Consider the following 14326-nt stretch of genomic DNA (forward strand, 5'->3'; position numbering starts at 1 on the left):
CGATGTCGTCCCGGCCTAGTGCGCAATCGCGCACTAGTGCCGGGACGACAAGCGGAACTCTGTCCCCGCATATCGCCCTCAATTCCGAAACTGCTCCAGAAACATCCGCAAACTGTCATGCGGGCTTTCGACATCCGTGATCAGCCAGCCCTCGCGACCGTTGACCAGGATGAAGTTCAGCGCGACCTTCCGGCCGCGATTGTCGAAATTCGCGGCCACATAGGTCTTGTCGTATTGCCTGCGGACGATTGCGATCGTGATCGGGCCGAGCTTCCAGCTCGGGCTCTGCACCAGGAAATCATAGGGTTCGCTGCGCGGCGCGGACCACGCCTTGCGCAGGCTTGGGTCGAAGAATTGCCGGGTGGTCGCATCGTCCCGCGGCAGGCCCTTGGACAGCTCCGGCGCACCCTCGCCGTAATAGGCGTAGACGTTACGGATCAGCGATTCCGGGGTGCGAAAGCCGGCTTCGGCCGCGGCCAGCCAAAGCCCGGTGAACAGGGCCCCAATCCCCGCAAGTTCCCTCATGCCCGCCGCTCGCTTTATCGGCCGCAAGTCTTACTTTAAAAGCCTAGCATCCAGCGACCGGGACCGAAAACTCACATGCGCGAATTGTTCGAAGATGCAGCCAGCCAGCCGCCGCCGGATCCCCGGGAATCGGCGCGCGCGTCGGCACGGACACCGCAGCGCAAGCGCTTCTACAAGGAGGCCGGCGCCACCGAGGCCGAGGGCGGTTTTGCCATCACGCTCGACGGCAAGCCGATCCGCACACCCTCCGCCCGCCAGGTGGTGATACCTTCGCGGACGCTCGCCGATGCGGTGGCCGCGGAATGGGCCGCCCAGGGCGAGGCGATCGATCCAGTGACCATGCCGCTGACGCGGATCGCCAACAGCGTGGTCGAGGGCGTCGTCGATCGCGTCGACCTCGTCACCGATGACCTCGCGAAATACTTCGAGACGGATTTGCTGTTTTATCGTGCCGGCCATCCCGAGGGGCTGGTCGCCCGCGAGGCCGCGCATTGGGACCCCGTGCTGTTCTGGGCCGCGGAGGCGCTGGGGGCGCATTTCATCCTCTCTGAAGGCATCATGCATGTGAAGCAACCGGACGAGGCGCTCCGGGCTGCCCGCGCCGCGCTGCCGGTGGATGCCTGGTCGGTCGCGGCCCTCCATGTGGTGACGACCCTGACCGGCTCGGCGCTGTTGGCGCTGGCCCTGGCCCATGGCGTGCGTGACGCCGACCAGGTCTGGGCCGCTGCCCACGTCGATGAGGACTGGAACATCGACCAATGGGGCGTGGATGAGGAGGCGGCCGCCCGCCGGGCCACGCGCCTCAGGGACTTCGAGGCCGCCGTGACTGTGCTGGCTGCCGTTAATCCGGCCCCGGTCAAAGGTCCTTAACGAGAGGTTTACGACGGAGCCTTAGGGTGGGGGCCAGATGTCCGGGCCCCCGAGATGCCGACGCCGATAAGCTCGATCCTTCCCGTCAGTGCCGCCAGCCCCGTGGCTGATGCGACGACGCCTGATCTTGTGCTTCAGGCCGGAAGCGTGGTCGATGCCAGGGTTGTCAGCGTGCTCGCCGACAATCTGGTGCGGATCGCGATCGCCAATCTGTCGATGGACGTGATGTCGGAGGTGTCGCTGACACCAGGACAAAACCTCCAGCTCGCGGTGTCGCAGAACGACGGCACCATCCGGCTTGCCGTCGTCAACGGCGCAGGCGAGGCAAGCGCCGATCAGGTCACGCTGACGCCGGCGGCGGCCTCGCTGGTCGACGGCCCGCCGCTTGCGCCATCCGCGACCGCGGTCCGCAATCCCCTGACGCCCGCCGAGCAGGTTGCCGTTTCGGTCGCTTCTACCGAGGCCGTGACCAAGCAGGGCAGCCAGGCGCCGCTGTTCGCCAATTTGGCCTCGGTCGTCACCGGCAGCGATCTGCCTGCTGGCCTGAAGCAGGCCGTGCTGGACGTGCTGGTGCAACAGACGCCGCTCAATACCGCCCTCGATGGCGGCGATATCGAATCCGCCTTTCAGAAGTCGGGCCTGTTTCTCGAGGCCTCGCTTGCGTCCGGCACGACGCTGCCGTCAGGCCCGGTGCCGGACCTGAAGGCGGCGCTGCTGGTGCTGCGCCAGACGCTGGCGGCGACATCGGGCGCGCTCGAGACCGCCGCGCCACAAGTCGCAGCGCCAAGCATCGCACTGCCGTCCAGCCTTCCGGCCACGTCGCAGATTGCAGCTTCAGCGCTGCAGGTGACGGGCGAAGCTGCGCAGGCGGCGTTGCCATCGCCGGAGGCGGGGGTTGCCCAACCCGCGCAATTGCCGCGCGAGGCTGTGCCTGCGGCCGTCGTGTTGGCAGGCACGGCCCGCGAAACGCCGCAGGCGGCCCTCCCGCGAACCATCTCCGCGGGTCTTGCCGCGACCTTGCTGCAAGAGGTCACGCAAAGCCTGCCGCGCATGACCGGCAATGTGCCGGGCTCGAACAAGGCCGTGCCCGACAGCCACGTCTTCGAAGCGGCCGCGCGTACCACGACGCCACCGCCGTTCCGCGGCGCACTGCCGTCGTCGCAACCGATCGCTTTGCCATCGCTCGCGCCGGATGCGCCGCTCGCTGCGACCGTGCATCGGCTGCTCGACGACACGGATGCCGCGATCGCGCGGCAGACCCTGCTGCAGGTGGCGTCGCTGCCCGACCGCACCGACGCCGGCGGGCATCGCATCGATCCGACCGTGCCGCAGTGGAATTTCGAGATTCCATTTGCGACCCCGCAGGGCACCGCGATGGCGCAATTCGAGATTTCGCGCGATGGCGGCAATGAAACGCCAGATTCCGCCAAGCGCGCCTGGCGCGCACGCTTCACCCTCAATGTCGAGCCCAGCGGTCCCGTGCACGCGCTGATCACGCTCAACGGCGACAAGACCTTTGTGCGGATGTGGGCCGAGCGGCCGGCGACGGCACAGCAGCTCCGCGCCGGGATCGGTGAGCTCAATCAGGCACTGACCAAAGCGGACCTCAAGCCTGGCGACATCGTGGTGCGCGACGGCACACCGCCGCGGCAGGCACCCGCTCGCGCCGGCCATTTCCTGGATCGCGCCACATGAGCGATCCATCCAAGCTCGCGATCGCGCTGCACTACGAGAAGGGCTCTGGCGCGCCTGTCGTCGTCGCCAAGGGCAAGGGCACGATCGGTACCAAGATCGTCGAGATCGCCAAGGCCCACGATATCCCGATCGAGGAGAATGAGGTGCTGGCCGGCGCACTCTCCAAGGTCGAGCTCGGCGAGGAGATTCCGCCCGATCTCTACAAGGCCGTCGCCGAGGTGCTGGTGTTCGTGCTGCGCATGTCGGGCCGGGGACGCTGACACACGACACTGGCGCGCATCTCTCCATGCGTCAGTGCGAGCGCGGCGAAGCAATCCGGAATCTTTCTGCGGAGGGACTCTGGATTGCTTCGCTGCGCTCGCACTGACGGAGTGTAGGGCTGCTATCCCAACTTGAATAACGCCTGCAAAAATTCCACCACTGCTTTTCGCGACTCCGCAGCCGTCGTCGGATTGCCACCGACATGTGGGTTGAGCTCGACGCAAGGATCCTTGTAGGTGAAGGGCGCATTGGTATCGCCGTTCATTAGCACGCCGCCGTCGCCTTCCTTGATATGGCAGTTGCGCACGGTCTGCGCGTTGGCCGAGACCGTCACCGTGTTGACGCCGAGCAGGCCGCTGTCGAAGCCGTGTGCGCTGTCGGGGTATTCGGTCAGCGCGACATCGCGGCCCGCGGTCTTGAGCCGCTCGACGAAGGCCTTGCGGCTCCTCACGGGGTTATAATCATCAGGCGTGCCGTGGAAGATGCGGATGGGGCGCGCCGCGACTTCGGTGTCGGTCTGATACGTGGTCGAGCAATCCGGATAGAACGGAATGTAGGCCGCGAACTGCAAACCGGACTTGTTCCAGAGCTTGTGGAAGCGGTCGAGGCTCGCATAGAGCGTCGCCTGGCCGCCGCGCGAAAAGCCCATCAGCACGATGCGATCGGGATCGACGCGCGGATGCTTCGCCAAAATCTCCAGCGAGCGATAGATGTCGATGATGAGATTGAGCCGTCCGAGTAGGGCCTGGTTCGGTCCAACCACGGTGAGCCCGCGGCCGGTAAAGCCGTCGATCACGAAGGTCGAGATGCCCATGGCGTTGAATTCGTGCACCCAGGCTTCAGTGGTGGCGCCGACGCCGCTCGAGCCGTGCATCAGCACCACGACCGGCATCTTGCCTGCCCCCTGCGCGACGCGGAATTCGCCGGCGACCGTGACCGGTTTACCGGCGGTTGCATCGCCGCTGAGAAATTGCTGGTCGGATAGGGTGAGTGACGGGATCGGGAAGATCTCGACTCGAGCCGCGGCTTCCTTCGGCAGCGATTGGGCGCCGGCGAGCGCAGTTGAAACGCAAAGCGCGATGAGCGCTGCAACGACGCGGAATGCCGTCGGCATGGGATCCTCCCTTGTGATTTTTAGGAAGTAGATCAACGAGCGTGCGCGCTGTCAATTTGCGCGCGGGCGCATCACGCCTTGTCGGTCGGCTGCTTCGCCGTCAGCGCCTGGTCGATGGCGAAGCCGCCGATCTCGCTCATTGCCTGCGAGATCACGTCGCCCTTCCGCGCAAAGCCGCTGGAGAGATAGTCGAATTGGGTCCGCGCCAACCGCAGCACCTCGATCGGCACGGAGACGACGGTCTCGTTGAATGCGTCGACCGAGGCGCGCAGGCTATCGAGCTCGGTCGTGAGCTTGCCGATGTGGTTTTCGGCATCCCGCATCAGGCTGAGCAGCTTGCCGCGCTCGGTGTCGAACGCGGCCCGTTCGGCGGCGGCGGCCGCGGTGACTTCGGCAAGCTGCGTCCGCAGCGCGGCGATCTGGCTGACCATGGCGTTAGAGGCAAGCTCGGCGGCCTGATGCCGCTCGGCATGGCGCTTGCTCTCTTCCTGCTGTTCGTGAAACAGCCGCTCGGCCGACATCGCCCGCTGCGTCAGCGACTCGATCAGGCTGGCCGCGCGCAGCAGCATCTCGCCATTCCGTCCCGACACCATGCTGGCCATTCGCCGCAGGAAGTCAGTGGTGTCGGATGCGCTGTTCGGAGGCAGGGGAACGACCGTGGCGGACATGGGCGATGCTTGCTTGCAGCCGGACGTGATGACCGCCGCCGTACCGACTGAGCTCACGCAACATTCGGCGCCTGATCGTGACGTGAGCAAGCCTGAATCGGCGGACCCGGTCAACCGGCGCGGCGTGACAAAATGACGGCCATCCGCCGCCAAATCGCGCGCGGGTCAGGTGCGGCTCTGCCGGCCGATCCGCCCCAGATGGGTAAAGCCGAAGCCGGCGGAATATTTCAGGCCGTAGCCCAACGCCCGGTCGATGCCGATATGGGCGAGCCAGATCAAGGCGATGGACAAGGTGAGGGGCGAGGCGACGCCGAAGCCCAGCGTCAGCAGCGCCACCGGCGCCATGTAGCTGTGGGCAGCATTGTAGACCAGCGCGCCGAATTTGGCGTCGGCAAGATAGGCCAGGAAGCTGAGATCGGGGACGAGGAAGAGCAGGGCGAACACCGTCCACGAGCCGTCCCAGGCCCAGTAGAGCACCACCATCCCAGTAAACAAGGTCAGGCCTTCCAGCCGCAGCAGGATCTTGACGCCGCCCGTTGCCGCGCCGGTCTCGGCCGTTGCTTCGCTCATGCTAGTCTCCCGGGCAAAACTCTGGAATTCCTTGCGCTTTCACGCTGCGGCAGGGCAGCCCTGCGGCACCGAAAGCCGCTTCCCGCCCTGCAAAATGCCGTGTTAGAACCCGGGTCACTTAAGGCTTAAGAACTGGCGGGAGCAAATGAAACATATCCTGGATGCCCTTGAAGATCGTCGTGCCGGTGCAAAGCTCGGCGGCGGCGAGAAGCGCATCGAGGCGCAGCACGCCCGCGGCAAGCTGACGGCGCGGGAGCGCATCGAGCTCCTGCTCGACAAGGGATCGTTCGAGGAGTTCGACATGTTCGTCGAGCATCGCTCCACCGAGTTCGGCATGGAGAAGAACAAGATCCCCGGCGACGGCGTCGTCACCGGCTGGGGCACCGTCAACGGCCGCAAGACCTTTGTGTTCGCCAAGGACTTCACGGTGTTCGGCGGCTCGCTGTCGGAAACGCATGCGCTGAAGATCACAAAGCTCCAGGACATGGCGATGAAGGCGCGTGCGCCCATCATCGGTCTCTATGATGCGGGCGGCGCCCGCATCCAGGAGGGCGTGGCAGCACTCGCCGGCTATTCCTACGTGTTCCGCCGCAACGTGCTTGCCTCCGGCGTGATCCCGCAGATCTCCGTCATCATGGGCCCCTGCGCCGGCGGCGACGTCTATTCGCCCGCGATGACCGACTTCATCTTCATGGTGAAGAACACCAGCTACATGTTCGTCACCGGCCCCGATGTGGTGAAGACCGTCACCAACGAGGTCGTCACGGCGGAAGAGCTCGGCGGCGCCTCGGTACACGCTACGCGCTCCTCGATCGCGGATGGTGCCTTCGAGAATGACGTCGAGACGCTGCTGCAGATGCGTCGCCTGATCGACTTCCTGCCGTCCAACAACACCGACGGCGTGCCGGAATGGCCGAGCTTCGACGACACCGCCCGCATCGACATGTCCTTGGACACGCTGATCCCCGACAATCCGAACAAGCCCTACGACATGAAGGAGCTGATCCTGAAGGTCGTGGACGAGGGCGACTTCTTCGAGATCGCGGAGGCCTTCGCCAAGAACATCGTCACGGGTTTTGGCCGCATCGCCGGCCGCACCGTCGGCTTCGTCGCCAACCAGCCGATGGTGCTGGCCGGTGTGCTCGACAGCGATGCTTCGCGGAAAGCGGCGCGCTTCGTGCGCTTCTGCGATGCCTTCAACATCCCGATCGTCACCTTCGTCGACGTGCCGGGCTTCCTGCCCGGCACCGCGCAGGAATATGGCGGTCTGATCAAGCACGGCGCAAAGCTGCTGTTCGCCTACTCGCAGTGCACCGTGCCGCTCGTCACCATCATCACCCGCAAGGCCTATGGCGGCGCCTTCGACGTCATGGCGTCGAAGGAAATCGGCGCCGACATGAACTACGCCTGGCCGACCGCCCAGATCGCGGTGATGGGCGCCAAGGGCGCGGTGGAAATCATCTTCCGCAGCGACATCGGCGACCCCGACAAGATCGCCGCCCGCACCAAGGAATACGAAGACCGCTTCCTGTCACCGTTCATCGCAGCCGAGCGCGGCTACATCGACGACGTCATCATGCCGCATTCGACCCGCCGCCGCATCGCACGGGCGCTGGCGATGCTGAAGGACAAGAAGACGGAAATGCCGGCGAAGAAGCACGACAATTTGCCGTTGTGAGGAAATGTAGGGCGGGTTAGCGAAAGCGTAACCCGCCTGGCACTGGAAATGGTCGCCTCACATGCCGAATGTATTCGACCTGGGTGAGGACCATCCGTTACGCGCAGCACACAAGAAGTGCAGCAATCATCGCGCAGATATCGCGCGCAGCCAGCTCTGCGGCTGTTTCTATTGCAGAACGACGTTTGCCCCTGAACGAATTGTCGAATGGGTGGACGAGGATTCCACGGCCCTGTGCCCCGAGTGCGGAATTGATAGTGTCCTTGGGGGCGCCTCAGGCGTGCAGATCGACAAGTTTTTTTTGGAAGCGATGCGGTTGGCGTGGTTCGGCTGAGCCGGTGGGTTCAACTATCTGGTATCAAGCTTCGTTCGTGACTCAGCATCGGTAATTTGGAAACTCATGACCGAAGACGATCCGACCGACGAAATCTCCGACATCGAAGATCGGATCGAGCGGCTCGCCGAGATCGCAGAGCGATGCCGGAAGTACATCCTGGCGTCCAAGATCGCGATCGGCGGCGGTGGGGCGCTGCTGCTGGTCACTATCCTCGGATTGTTCGGGTTTGGTCAGACCGCCGCGCTCGGCTCGATCGCGCTGGTGCTCGGGGGCATCGTCTCGCTTGGCTCGAACATCAGCACGTTGCGACAGACGGACGATGCGATCGCTGCTGCCGAGGCGCGTCGGTCGGCGTTGATCGGCAGGATCGATTTGCGCGTGGTTGCCGATACGCCGATGAAGCTGGTGTAGTGCGCTGCTTCATGCCGCAGTCTTGACGGTCAGAACATGCATTTCCGCGCGACATTCGGCGGCGAAGGCTTGAAGCCGTTCCGAGGCTTGCTGGTCGAGGATCGCCTTCGCCAGACGCTCGGCGCGGGCTACTTGCTCTCTGAGATAGTCGATGCGGGCCATGTGTCACCTTCCGCCGGGATAATTTGAGGCAAATTGCTTCGTTCCAGTGGCTGTGAGCCTATGGCTAACCCCGGGTTAATTATGTGCGGTGGGTCACATCCCGCGCGCCTGATCCGCTGCAGCGAAATGCGCCATCTGATCGGCGTGGGCCTTTGCGAACGCCGGACGGCCGATCGCTCGCGCGACGTAAGCGCGGCAGGCAGGACTATCCGCCAGCCCGTCGAAACCATCGACCACGCGCAGCACGTCGGACATCAGGATGTCCGCGACCGAGAAGGATCCCGCCAGCCATTCACGGCCGGCCAGCACCGGCTCGAGATGCTTGAGGCGGAGCTTGAGGAAGTCGTCCATGAATTTCCACGCCGCTGTGTCGCTCGGATGACCCATGAATTTCGACATGGTCCAGGGCAGGCTTGCCATCTCCACCGAGTTGAGCGCGGCGAACACCCATTCCATCGCCTCGTTGCGGCCGCGCGGATCGGTCGGCATCAGCTCGGCATTGAGCTGGCCCAGATGCAGCAGGATCGCGCCGCTCTCGAAGATCGAGATGTCACCATCGGTCAGCCACGGCACCTGGCCGAAGGGCTGGTGCGCGAGATGTTCGGCGCCGCGCCCGTTGAACGGCATGCTCGCGACGCGGTAGGGCAACGCGGCCTCTTCCAGCGCCCAGCGGACGCGAAGGTCGCGGACGAAGCCACGCGGAGGCGGGGGAACCCAGTCGAACGTGGTGAGGATGAGGTTGGCCATGCGATGTCTCCGTGCTGTCTGGCAGAGGACGGATGAAGGGCGCGCGTTCCGACAGCGGCGAGATGTTTTTTCTCGGGGCGCAGAGATCGTGGGGTGGGCTTGGTTTATTGCCCGAGCTTCGCCAGCTTGCCTTGTTTCGCGGCTTCCACCGCGCGCTCGGCATCCTCCGGCAACAGAATCCGTTCTGCCACCTGCCGCGCGGCCTCACGTTTCACGGCAGCTACATATGCGCCGTCATCGGCATAACGTTCCGCGATCGACAGCCTGGGGTCGTGCACCTCTTTCCGTGCGGCTTCCGTCGGTGCGAATGGCACGACAGCGCCCTGCAATGGATAGAGCGCGGTCGAGCCAAACCCCTGTGCGCGCGGATTCCAGGCGGTGTAGGTCGCGCGTGGCACGGCGAGGGCGAGCTGGCGGATGCCCGCGATGGCCATGCCGTCATCATCAGCCTTGGGCACGAAGACGGGATAGCGGCCGATCACCTTGGGCGGCAGGACGCTCTGATCGGAGAAAGCGGCGAGCGTGTGGATGCCGGCATAGGGCAGGCCGGGGATATCCGTCGGCACCGCGCCTTGCGCTGCGACCAGCGTGCCGTGGGCGCGCATGGGGACGCGGCTTGCGGGTGGTTTCGTGCCATCGCTGATCCAGGCATTGAGGTCGGTGAGCAGCGCGCGCATCGGCATGCCCGCATGCATCGGGTTTTGCGGCAGCGACATCGCCGGCACGCCCTTCTTCATCGCGTCGTTGGCGTCGGCGAAATGTGGCGTCCCCGCGATCATATAGGCGCGGACATTGTCGGGAAGGTCGAGGTGGTTGCCGGCGAGATCGGTGACCAGCAGCGACGCGTGCGAGGTCCACCATTCGTGCTCGCTGTCGGTCTGCATCACCTTCGGGCAGGTGACGGAGAGCGAGCAGCGGCGCAGCACGCCGTCTGTCTTGCCGGAATAGGGATCGCTCAGCGTTGCATAGGTGAAGGGGAAGAGATCGGCCTGCCACGCCGGATCCTGCATGTGGCGCGGGTTGCGGCCCGGCTGGCCGAAGCGGACATTGGTCGCCATGCGCCGCGTGCCCGCGACGTGCGGCATCAAGCCGTCGAACACGGTGCGGCCCTGCAGATCCTCATTGAAGCCGAGATAGAGGAAGTCGCGCAGGAAGCGGCCGGATTGCGACACGCCAAAGCCGATGGCGCGGCTGACCGACGGATGCAATCCGTCGAGCAGCGGGTTCGCTTGCGTCTCGTCGCGGCGGAGGAAGCTGACGACATCGCGCACGGCCGCATAGCCCATGCCGAGCGGAACCGGATCGCGCGCGGTGTAGGTGACTTCGTAGAGCGCACCGGCGTCAAAGCCGTCGGGGCGGGTGATCTCGACCGTCGTGGGATCTAATAGCTTTGCGGAGAGGCCGGACGGTGTCTGCCGCGCGTCGGCCCAGGCCGCGCGCACGGTGACGTTGAGATTGGCGGTGTCGGCGGCGGGCCAGGTCAGCGTCGCGCGCGCCGGGTTGGCCGAATTGTCGAAGATGACTTCTTCGCGCGCAGGGCCGGTGATCGTCTTGATCGCCGGTGCAGTCATCGCAAGCTGTCCCGGCTTGGAGGGGATGTCGCCCTGCCAGCCGACCCACACCATCGTAAACCCCTGACGGTGCAGGAAGCCAATGCCGGCATCCTCGGCCTTATCGGCATTGTTGGCGCCAGGCTGGGCGGAATCGTCGAACAATTGCGGTGCGAGCTTTCTGCCGCGGTTGGGCACCTCTAATAACAGCGTGCCGTTGCTGTGGGCGGGATCGCTGGGCCGCAGGATCACGACATCAGTGGTGGCCTCGACCTTACCTTCACCGTTGCGTGGGGCGAGCGCGAGATCGGTGATGACGGCGTTGCGGTCGTCGGCCGGATTGAGCGCAAACGTCGCGCGCGCGGTGATGCGCTCATAGGTGCCGACATTGCCAAAGCTGCGTCCGGCGAAGGCCGGCACGCGCTCCAGGATGTCGAAGCGGACGATTTCGGCACGCGAGGAGAGGGGAAAGAGACCGGCGATCGCGATGAGGCCCGTGATGATCCTGCGCATGGCCGGTCCTTCCCCGATGTCGCGCGATCGTCATGTTCCGTCGCGCGGGCTTTTTGTTGCCGGCACTATAACCTTCTATGCTGCGGCCAAACAACAGGAGGAAATCCGATGTCCGCTGCCTGCTTCGTCGCCCGCGCCATCGTCACCGATGCCTTGAACCTGAACGCGCAATTCAGCGGCAGTTCATGTCGCCACCGCGACACTTCCGCTGCATCACTTGATTGATCAAGCAGAGGACTTGTCATGGAGCGTCGGAATTTTTTGAAACTTGCATTCGGTGTCGCGGCCGGAGCCGCCGCGTTCACCGCCGCCGCACAGGCCGCGCCACTGGCGCCGCAGCCGCTCGGCAATGGCGGCATACCTCAGGGCAATCCCGACGCTCATCCCGCCGTCACCAGCAGCGAGGAGGCAGCCCAGCTCAAGCCCGAGCAGGTGCACTGGCATGGCCGCGGCCACTGGCATCGCCGTCACTGGGGCTGGCGCCACCGCCATTGGGGCTGGCGTCATCGTCACTGGCATCGTCGCCACTGGCGTCACTGGTAACGACACGCCTGGACTGAAAAAGGGGATCGCGATTTGCGATCCCCTTTTTGCTATGCGCGCACCGTCACAACGAAAATGGCCGCGCAGGCTGAATCCGCGCGGCCATTTCGCAAGCGCGAAAGATCAGAACGGACGGCAGCGGCCGGCGTACCAGCGGAAGCCATAGGGGCACACGCGCGGACGCACCACGACGACCGGCGGGGCGACCACGACCGGACCGGGGCCGACGACGACACCACCACGCATCGGACGGCAGCCGCCATAGGGACCGCGGTACCAGCCCGGGCCGCAACCATTGGCGGCGCTGGCTGCCTCGCTGAAGCCGACGACGGCGCTGGCGAGCATCACGGCGGCAAACAGATATTTCATTTGATCTTCCTTCTCGTCCTTGGGGGGCAGTCTCAGAGGAGACTCTCGGGAGCTAGGCGCTTGCGGCGCACAATGAATCAAACCATACGATTCGACATGTTAATTTTTGCGACATATCGGCACGTTGCGATCCAAGCCTGCCAATCATGACCTGAATGCGGCATGAACATTCGTCGCATGCGGCCTCAGGCGACACGGATGACGCAAGAGCCCCGTCCAGATGAATCGGAACGGGCTCTGGAGTTTTGTTGGACGCGTTTTCCTGAACGCGAAGCGGTATCCACTTCGCTCGAAAACGCTTCAGTGGCCGAGAAAGCCCAGCACCAATTCTTTGTACTTCTCGGGCGCCTCCAGGAAGACGAGATGGCCGGTGTTGGGGACCACCTCGGCGCGCGCATTCGGCATCTTGGCCGCGAGCGCTTTCGCCAGCTCGGCGTTCTGTCCCATCTTCGCCCGTAACGCCTCCGGTGCATTCGCCCGGCCGGGCGCATTGTGGTCGTCGGCGCCCATGATGAACAGCGTCGGTTCGGTAATGAGCGGAATCTCGTGCGCGACCGGCTCGCGATAGATCATTTGGCCGGAGCTGACGAAAGCGTGCAGCCAGCGCGGATAATCCGGGCTGCCCTTGATGTTGAAGCGGGCATCGATGAACGGCGTGATCGCGTCCGGCGGCAGCTTGATCGCATAATTGGTCTGGAGCTGCTTGCGATAGCCATCGGCGGTGAGCTTTTCCTCGGCCTCGATGATTGTCTCGGTCGGCGTCGGCGGCACATAGAGACGGTAGTCCTCAAGGCCGATCGGCGCGGTCAGCACGAGATGGGCGACACGATCAGGGTAGCCGCGGGCGATGCGCACGCCCAGCATGCCGCCGAGCGAATGCGCGACGACATCCGCCTTGTCGATTTTGAGATGATCGAGCAGCGCGATGGTGTTGCGCGCCAGTGTATCGAAATGCAGCTCGCCTGAGGGCTTGGAGGATTTGCCGAAGCCGACCTGGTCGGGCACCACGACGCGATAACCGGCATCGTTCAGCATTCTGATGACCGGTGCCCAATAGCTCGACGGAAAATTGCGTCCGTGCAGCAGCACCACGGCGCGGCCGTTCGGCTGCGCCGGCGCGACGTCCATATAGGCCATGCTGAGCCGCTCGCCGTCATTCACGACTGGCAGCAGATGCACGGGATAAGGATAGGCGAAGCCTTCGAGCGCGATGCCGTAGGGCTCGCGTTGCGGCGTGTCGGCGGCGCGTGATGCAAACGGGACAGTCACGAGAGCGGCAGCGAGCGCTGCCGAGAAGATGCGGTTCATTGAGGTCTCTAAGTTTGCAGAACGTCATTCCGGAGCGGTCCGCAGGACCGAGCCCGGAATCTCGAGGTTTCGGGGTCTGGTCCTTCGGACCATCCCGGAACGACAGTGCGCTTAAAGCGATGGATGACCGGGTCAAGCCCGACCATGACGGAGGCTGCCATTCACACGCGAACGTGTGATCGCACGCGATTTGCGTGACTAGTCCTTGCCATTCCCGAATAGCGCGGCGAACTGCTTCTCGCCGGTGCGGGTGAAATTCACCACGCGGCTGCCGGGCGTGGCGTCGCGCGCGGCCCATTTTAGCTCGGCAAAACGCTGCATCATCGCGGCCCCCAGCGTGCCGGCGAGATGGTGGCGCCGTTCGCTCCAGTCGAGACAGGCCTTGCAAACCGGGCGGCGCGGATGGCTGAGCATGTCAGGCGAGATCTGCAGATGTTTCGCAAGGAAGCGTTCGCCCTCGGCCGTCAACTCGATGTCCTGCTTCTTCTGCCTGACCAGATTTCGCTCGCGCATGGTGTCGAGCATCTGCACGCCGAGATCGCCGGCGAGATGGTCATAGCAGATCCGCGCGCGACGCAGCGCCGGATCCTTCGGCCCGGTGCGCACGCGCATGTGGCCGGTGCGCGCGGCAAGCCCGGCAAGGCCTTCGAGCACGCCGGCGACGTCGTCGTCGGTGAGGCGGTAATAGCGGTGCCGGCCCTGTTTCTCCGGCTCGACCAGGCCGCCGGCCTCGAGCTTGGCCAGATGCGAGCTCGCGGTCTGCGGCGTGATGCCGGCCTCCTGCGCGAGCTCGCTTGCGGTGAGCGCGCGTCCGTTCATCAGCGCCGTGAGCATGTTGGCGCGGGCGGGGTCGCCGACCAGCGCGGCGACCATGGCAATGTCGGGTCCTGATTTCATGCTTCGATGGTAGCCGAAGCATTGTGGTCGGGCAAGGATGTAGCGTGTTGCGGCAAACACGTCATTGCGAGCGAAGCGAAGCAATCCAGATGCTTTAGCGGCGACGGC

17 protein-coding genes are annotated in these 14326 nt (G+C 64.7%); 7 read left to right on the forward strand and 10 right to left on the reverse strand.

Annotated features, from left to right (window positions below; genetic code table 11):
* Positions 1 to 78: 78 nt before the first annotated feature.
* Positions 79 to 525: a hypothetical protein gene (locus tag ACWAT4_RS16970; protein ID WP_212301585.1), complete on the reverse strand. Its 447-nt coding sequence runs from the start codon at positions 523 to 525 to the stop codon at positions 79 to 81.
* Between the two features lie 75 nt (positions 526 to 600).
* On the opposite strand from ACWAT4_RS16970, the gene ACWAT4_RS16975 reads away from it, so the two are divergent.
* From ACWAT4_RS16975 to ACWAT4_RS16985, 3 genes are read left to right on the forward strand one after another with little or no spacing between them, the layout of a single operon-like run.
* Positions 601 to 1395 (forward strand): ATP12 family chaperone protein, encoded by a 795-nt coding sequence (locus ACWAT4_RS16975; RefSeq protein ID WP_449730956.1) that lies wholly within the window; start codon positions 601 to 603, stop codon positions 1393 to 1395.
* 54 nt (positions 1396 to 1449) lie between these two features.
* Positions 1450 to 3090 carry a flagellar hook-length control protein FliK gene (gene fliK / locus ACWAT4_RS16980; RefSeq protein ID WP_449730957.1) on the forward strand — a complete coding sequence of 547 codons (1641 nt, stop codon included), beginning with the start codon at positions 1450 to 1452 and terminating at the stop codon, positions 3088 to 3090.
* Positions 3087 to 3350: an EscU/YscU/HrcU family type III secretion system export apparatus switch protein gene (locus ACWAT4_RS16985; RefSeq protein WP_212301582.1), complete on the forward strand. Its 264-nt coding sequence runs from the start codon at positions 3087 to 3089 to the stop codon at positions 3348 to 3350. The genes fliK and ACWAT4_RS16985 overlap by 4 nt, the downstream gene beginning before the upstream one ends.
* Before the next feature lie 122 nt (positions 3351 to 3472).
* On the opposite strand, the gene ACWAT4_RS16990 is transcribed toward ACWAT4_RS16985, so the two are convergent.
* The 3 genes from ACWAT4_RS16990 to ACWAT4_RS17000 all read right to left on the reverse strand — a co-directional run bounded on the left by ACWAT4_RS16990 (position 3473) and on the right by ACWAT4_RS17000 (position 5703).
* Positions 3473 to 4465 (reverse strand): dienelactone hydrolase family protein, encoded by a 993-nt coding sequence (locus tag ACWAT4_RS16990; protein WP_449730958.1) that lies wholly within the window; start codon positions 4463 to 4465, stop codon positions 3473 to 3475.
* 71 nt (positions 4466 to 4536) lie between these two features.
* Positions 4537 to 5133 (reverse strand): hypothetical protein, encoded by a 597-nt coding sequence (locus tag ACWAT4_RS16995; protein WP_449730959.1) that lies wholly within the window; start codon positions 5131 to 5133, stop codon positions 4537 to 4539.
* Positions 5134 to 5298: 165 nt separating this feature from the next.
* Positions 5299 to 5703, reverse strand: a complete 405-nt coding sequence (locus ACWAT4_RS17000; RefSeq protein WP_449730960.1) for a DUF4260 domain-containing protein — start codon at positions 5701 to 5703, stop codon at positions 5299 to 5301.
* Positions 5704 to 5848: 145 nt separating this feature from the next.
* Here ACWAT4_RS17000 and ACWAT4_RS17005 point away from each other — a divergent pair, with 145 nt between their 5' ends.
* From ACWAT4_RS17005 to ACWAT4_RS17015, 3 genes are all read left to right on the forward strand, one after another.
* The gene (locus tag ACWAT4_RS17005) at positions 5849 to 7381 is read left to right on the forward strand and encodes an acyl-CoA carboxylase subunit beta (protein WP_212301579.1); all 1533 of its coding nucleotides are present in this window, start codon (positions 5849 to 5851) and stop codon (positions 7379 to 7381) included.
* 61 nt (positions 7382 to 7442) lie between these two features.
* Positions 7443 to 7715, forward strand: a complete 273-nt coding sequence (locus ACWAT4_RS17010; RefSeq protein ID WP_212301578.1) for a cytoplasmic protein — start codon at positions 7443 to 7445, stop codon at positions 7713 to 7715.
* Between the two features lie 66 nt (positions 7716 to 7781).
* Positions 7782 to 8129, forward strand: a complete 348-nt coding sequence (locus tag ACWAT4_RS17015; RefSeq protein ID WP_212301577.1) for a hypothetical protein — start codon at positions 7782 to 7784, stop codon at positions 8127 to 8129.
* A gap of 9 nt (positions 8130 to 8138) precedes the next feature.
* On the opposite strand, the gene ACWAT4_RS17020 is transcribed toward ACWAT4_RS17015, so the two are convergent.
* From ACWAT4_RS17020 to ACWAT4_RS17030, 3 genes are all read right to left on the reverse strand, one after another.
* Positions 8139 to 8291 carry a hypothetical protein gene (locus ACWAT4_RS17020; protein ID WP_212301576.1) on the reverse strand — a complete coding sequence of 51 codons (153 nt, stop codon included), beginning with the start codon at positions 8289 to 8291 and terminating at the stop codon, positions 8139 to 8141.
* Positions 8292 to 8384: 93 nt separating this feature from the next.
* Entirely contained in the window at positions 8385 to 9038 is a 654-nt protein-coding gene (locus tag ACWAT4_RS17025; protein WP_449730961.1) for a glutathione S-transferase family protein, read from the reverse strand.
* A 104-nt stretch (positions 9039 to 9142) separates the two neighbouring features.
* Entirely contained in the window at positions 9143 to 11101 is a 1959-nt protein-coding gene (locus ACWAT4_RS17030) for an alpha/beta hydrolase domain-containing protein (RefSeq protein ID WP_449730962.1), read from the reverse strand.
* Between the two features lie 243 nt (positions 11102 to 11344).
* Here ACWAT4_RS17030 and ACWAT4_RS17035 point away from each other — a divergent pair, with 243 nt between their 5' ends.
* On the forward strand, positions 11345 to 11644 hold the full coding sequence (locus ACWAT4_RS17035) for a twin-arginine translocation signal domain-containing protein (protein WP_449730963.1): 300 nt from the start codon (positions 11345 to 11347) through the stop codon (positions 11642 to 11644).
* A gap of 123 nt (positions 11645 to 11767) precedes the next feature.
* Here the strand turns inward: ACWAT4_RS17035 and ACWAT4_RS17040 are convergent, their stop codons facing one another.
* The 3 genes from ACWAT4_RS17040 to ACWAT4_RS17050 form a co-directional block, all read right to left on the reverse strand.
* A complete protein-coding gene (locus tag ACWAT4_RS17040) occupies positions 11768 to 12013 on the reverse strand; it encodes a GCG_CRPN prefix-to-repeats domain-containing protein (RefSeq protein WP_449730964.1) in 246 nt (81 codons plus the stop codon).
* A 300-nt stretch (positions 12014 to 12313) separates the two neighbouring features.
* Positions 12314 to 13321, reverse strand: coding sequence for an alpha/beta fold hydrolase (locus ACWAT4_RS17045; protein ID WP_449730965.1), 1008 nt, complete (start codon positions 13319 to 13321; stop codon positions 12314 to 12316).
* Between the two features lie 198 nt (positions 13322 to 13519).
* On the reverse strand, positions 13520 to 14218 hold the full coding sequence (locus tag ACWAT4_RS17050; RefSeq protein ID WP_212301570.1) for an ArsR family transcriptional regulator: 699 nt from the start codon (positions 14216 to 14218) through the stop codon (positions 13520 to 13522).
* Positions 14219 to 14326: the final 108 nt, after the last annotated feature.

The organism is Bradyrhizobium sp. T-1, assembly GCF_053592855.1.

Excerpts from the sequence above, each read along its gene's own strand:
- ACWAT4_RS16995 (WP_449730959.1), bottom strand. The coding sequence starts at position 5,133 with ATGTCCGCCACGGTCGTTCCCCTGCCTCCGAACAGCGCATCCGACACC.
- ACWAT4_RS17010 (WP_212301578.1), top strand. The coding sequence starts at position 7,443 with ATGCCGAATGTATTCGACCTGGGTGAGGACCATCCGTTACGCGCAGCA.
- ACWAT4_RS16970 (WP_212301585.1), bottom strand. The coding sequence starts at position 525 with ATGAGGGAACTTGCGGGGATTGGGGCCCTGTTCACCGGGCTTTGGCTG.
- ACWAT4_RS17035 (WP_449730963.1), top strand. The coding sequence starts at position 11,345 with ATGGAGCGTCGGAATTTTTTGAAACTTGCATTCGGTGTCGCGGCCGGA.
- ACWAT4_RS17005 (WP_212301579.1), top strand. The coding sequence starts at position 5,849 with ATGAAACATATCCTGGATGCCCTTGAAGATCGTCGTGCCGGTGCAAAG.
- ACWAT4_RS17000 (WP_449730960.1), bottom strand. The coding sequence starts at position 5,703 with ATGAGCGAAGCAACGGCCGAGACCGGCGCGGCAACGGGCGGCGTCAAG.
- ACWAT4_RS17050 (WP_212301570.1), bottom strand. The coding sequence starts at position 14,218 with ATGAAATCAGGACCCGACATTGCCATGGTCGCCGCGCTGGTCGGCGAC.
- ACWAT4_RS17045 (WP_449730965.1), bottom strand. The coding sequence starts at position 13,321 with ATGAACCGCATCTTCTCGGCAGCGCTCGCTGCCGCTCTCGTGACTGTC.
- ACWAT4_RS16990 (WP_449730958.1), bottom strand. The coding sequence starts at position 4,465 with ATGCCGACGGCATTCCGCGTCGTTGCAGCGCTCATCGCGCTTTGCGTT.
- ACWAT4_RS17030 (WP_449730962.1), bottom strand. The coding sequence starts at position 11,101 with ATGCGCAGGATCATCACGGGCCTCATCGCGATCGCCGGTCTCTTTCCC.
- ACWAT4_RS16985 (WP_212301582.1), top strand. The coding sequence starts at position 3,087 with ATGAGCGATCCATCCAAGCTCGCGATCGCGCTGCACTACGAGAAGGGC.
- ACWAT4_RS17020 (WP_212301576.1), bottom strand. The coding sequence starts at position 8,291 with ATGGCCCGCATCGACTATCTCAGAGAGCAAGTAGCCCGCGCCGAGCGT.
- fliK (WP_449730957.1), top strand. The coding sequence starts at position 1,450 with ATGCCGACGCCGATAAGCTCGATCCTTCCCGTCAGTGCCGCCAGCCCC.
- ACWAT4_RS17015 (WP_212301577.1), top strand. The coding sequence starts at position 7,782 with ATGACCGAAGACGATCCGACCGACGAAATCTCCGACATCGAAGATCGG.
- ACWAT4_RS17040 (WP_449730964.1), bottom strand. The coding sequence starts at position 12,013 with ATGAAATATCTGTTTGCCGCCGTGATGCTCGCCAGCGCCGTCGTCGGC.
- ACWAT4_RS16975 (WP_449730956.1), top strand. The coding sequence starts at position 601 with ATGCGCGAATTGTTCGAAGATGCAGCCAGCCAGCCGCCGCCGGATCCC.
- ACWAT4_RS17025 (WP_449730961.1), bottom strand. The coding sequence starts at position 9,038 with ATGGCCAACCTCATCCTCACCACGTTCGACTGGGTTCCCCCGCCTCCG.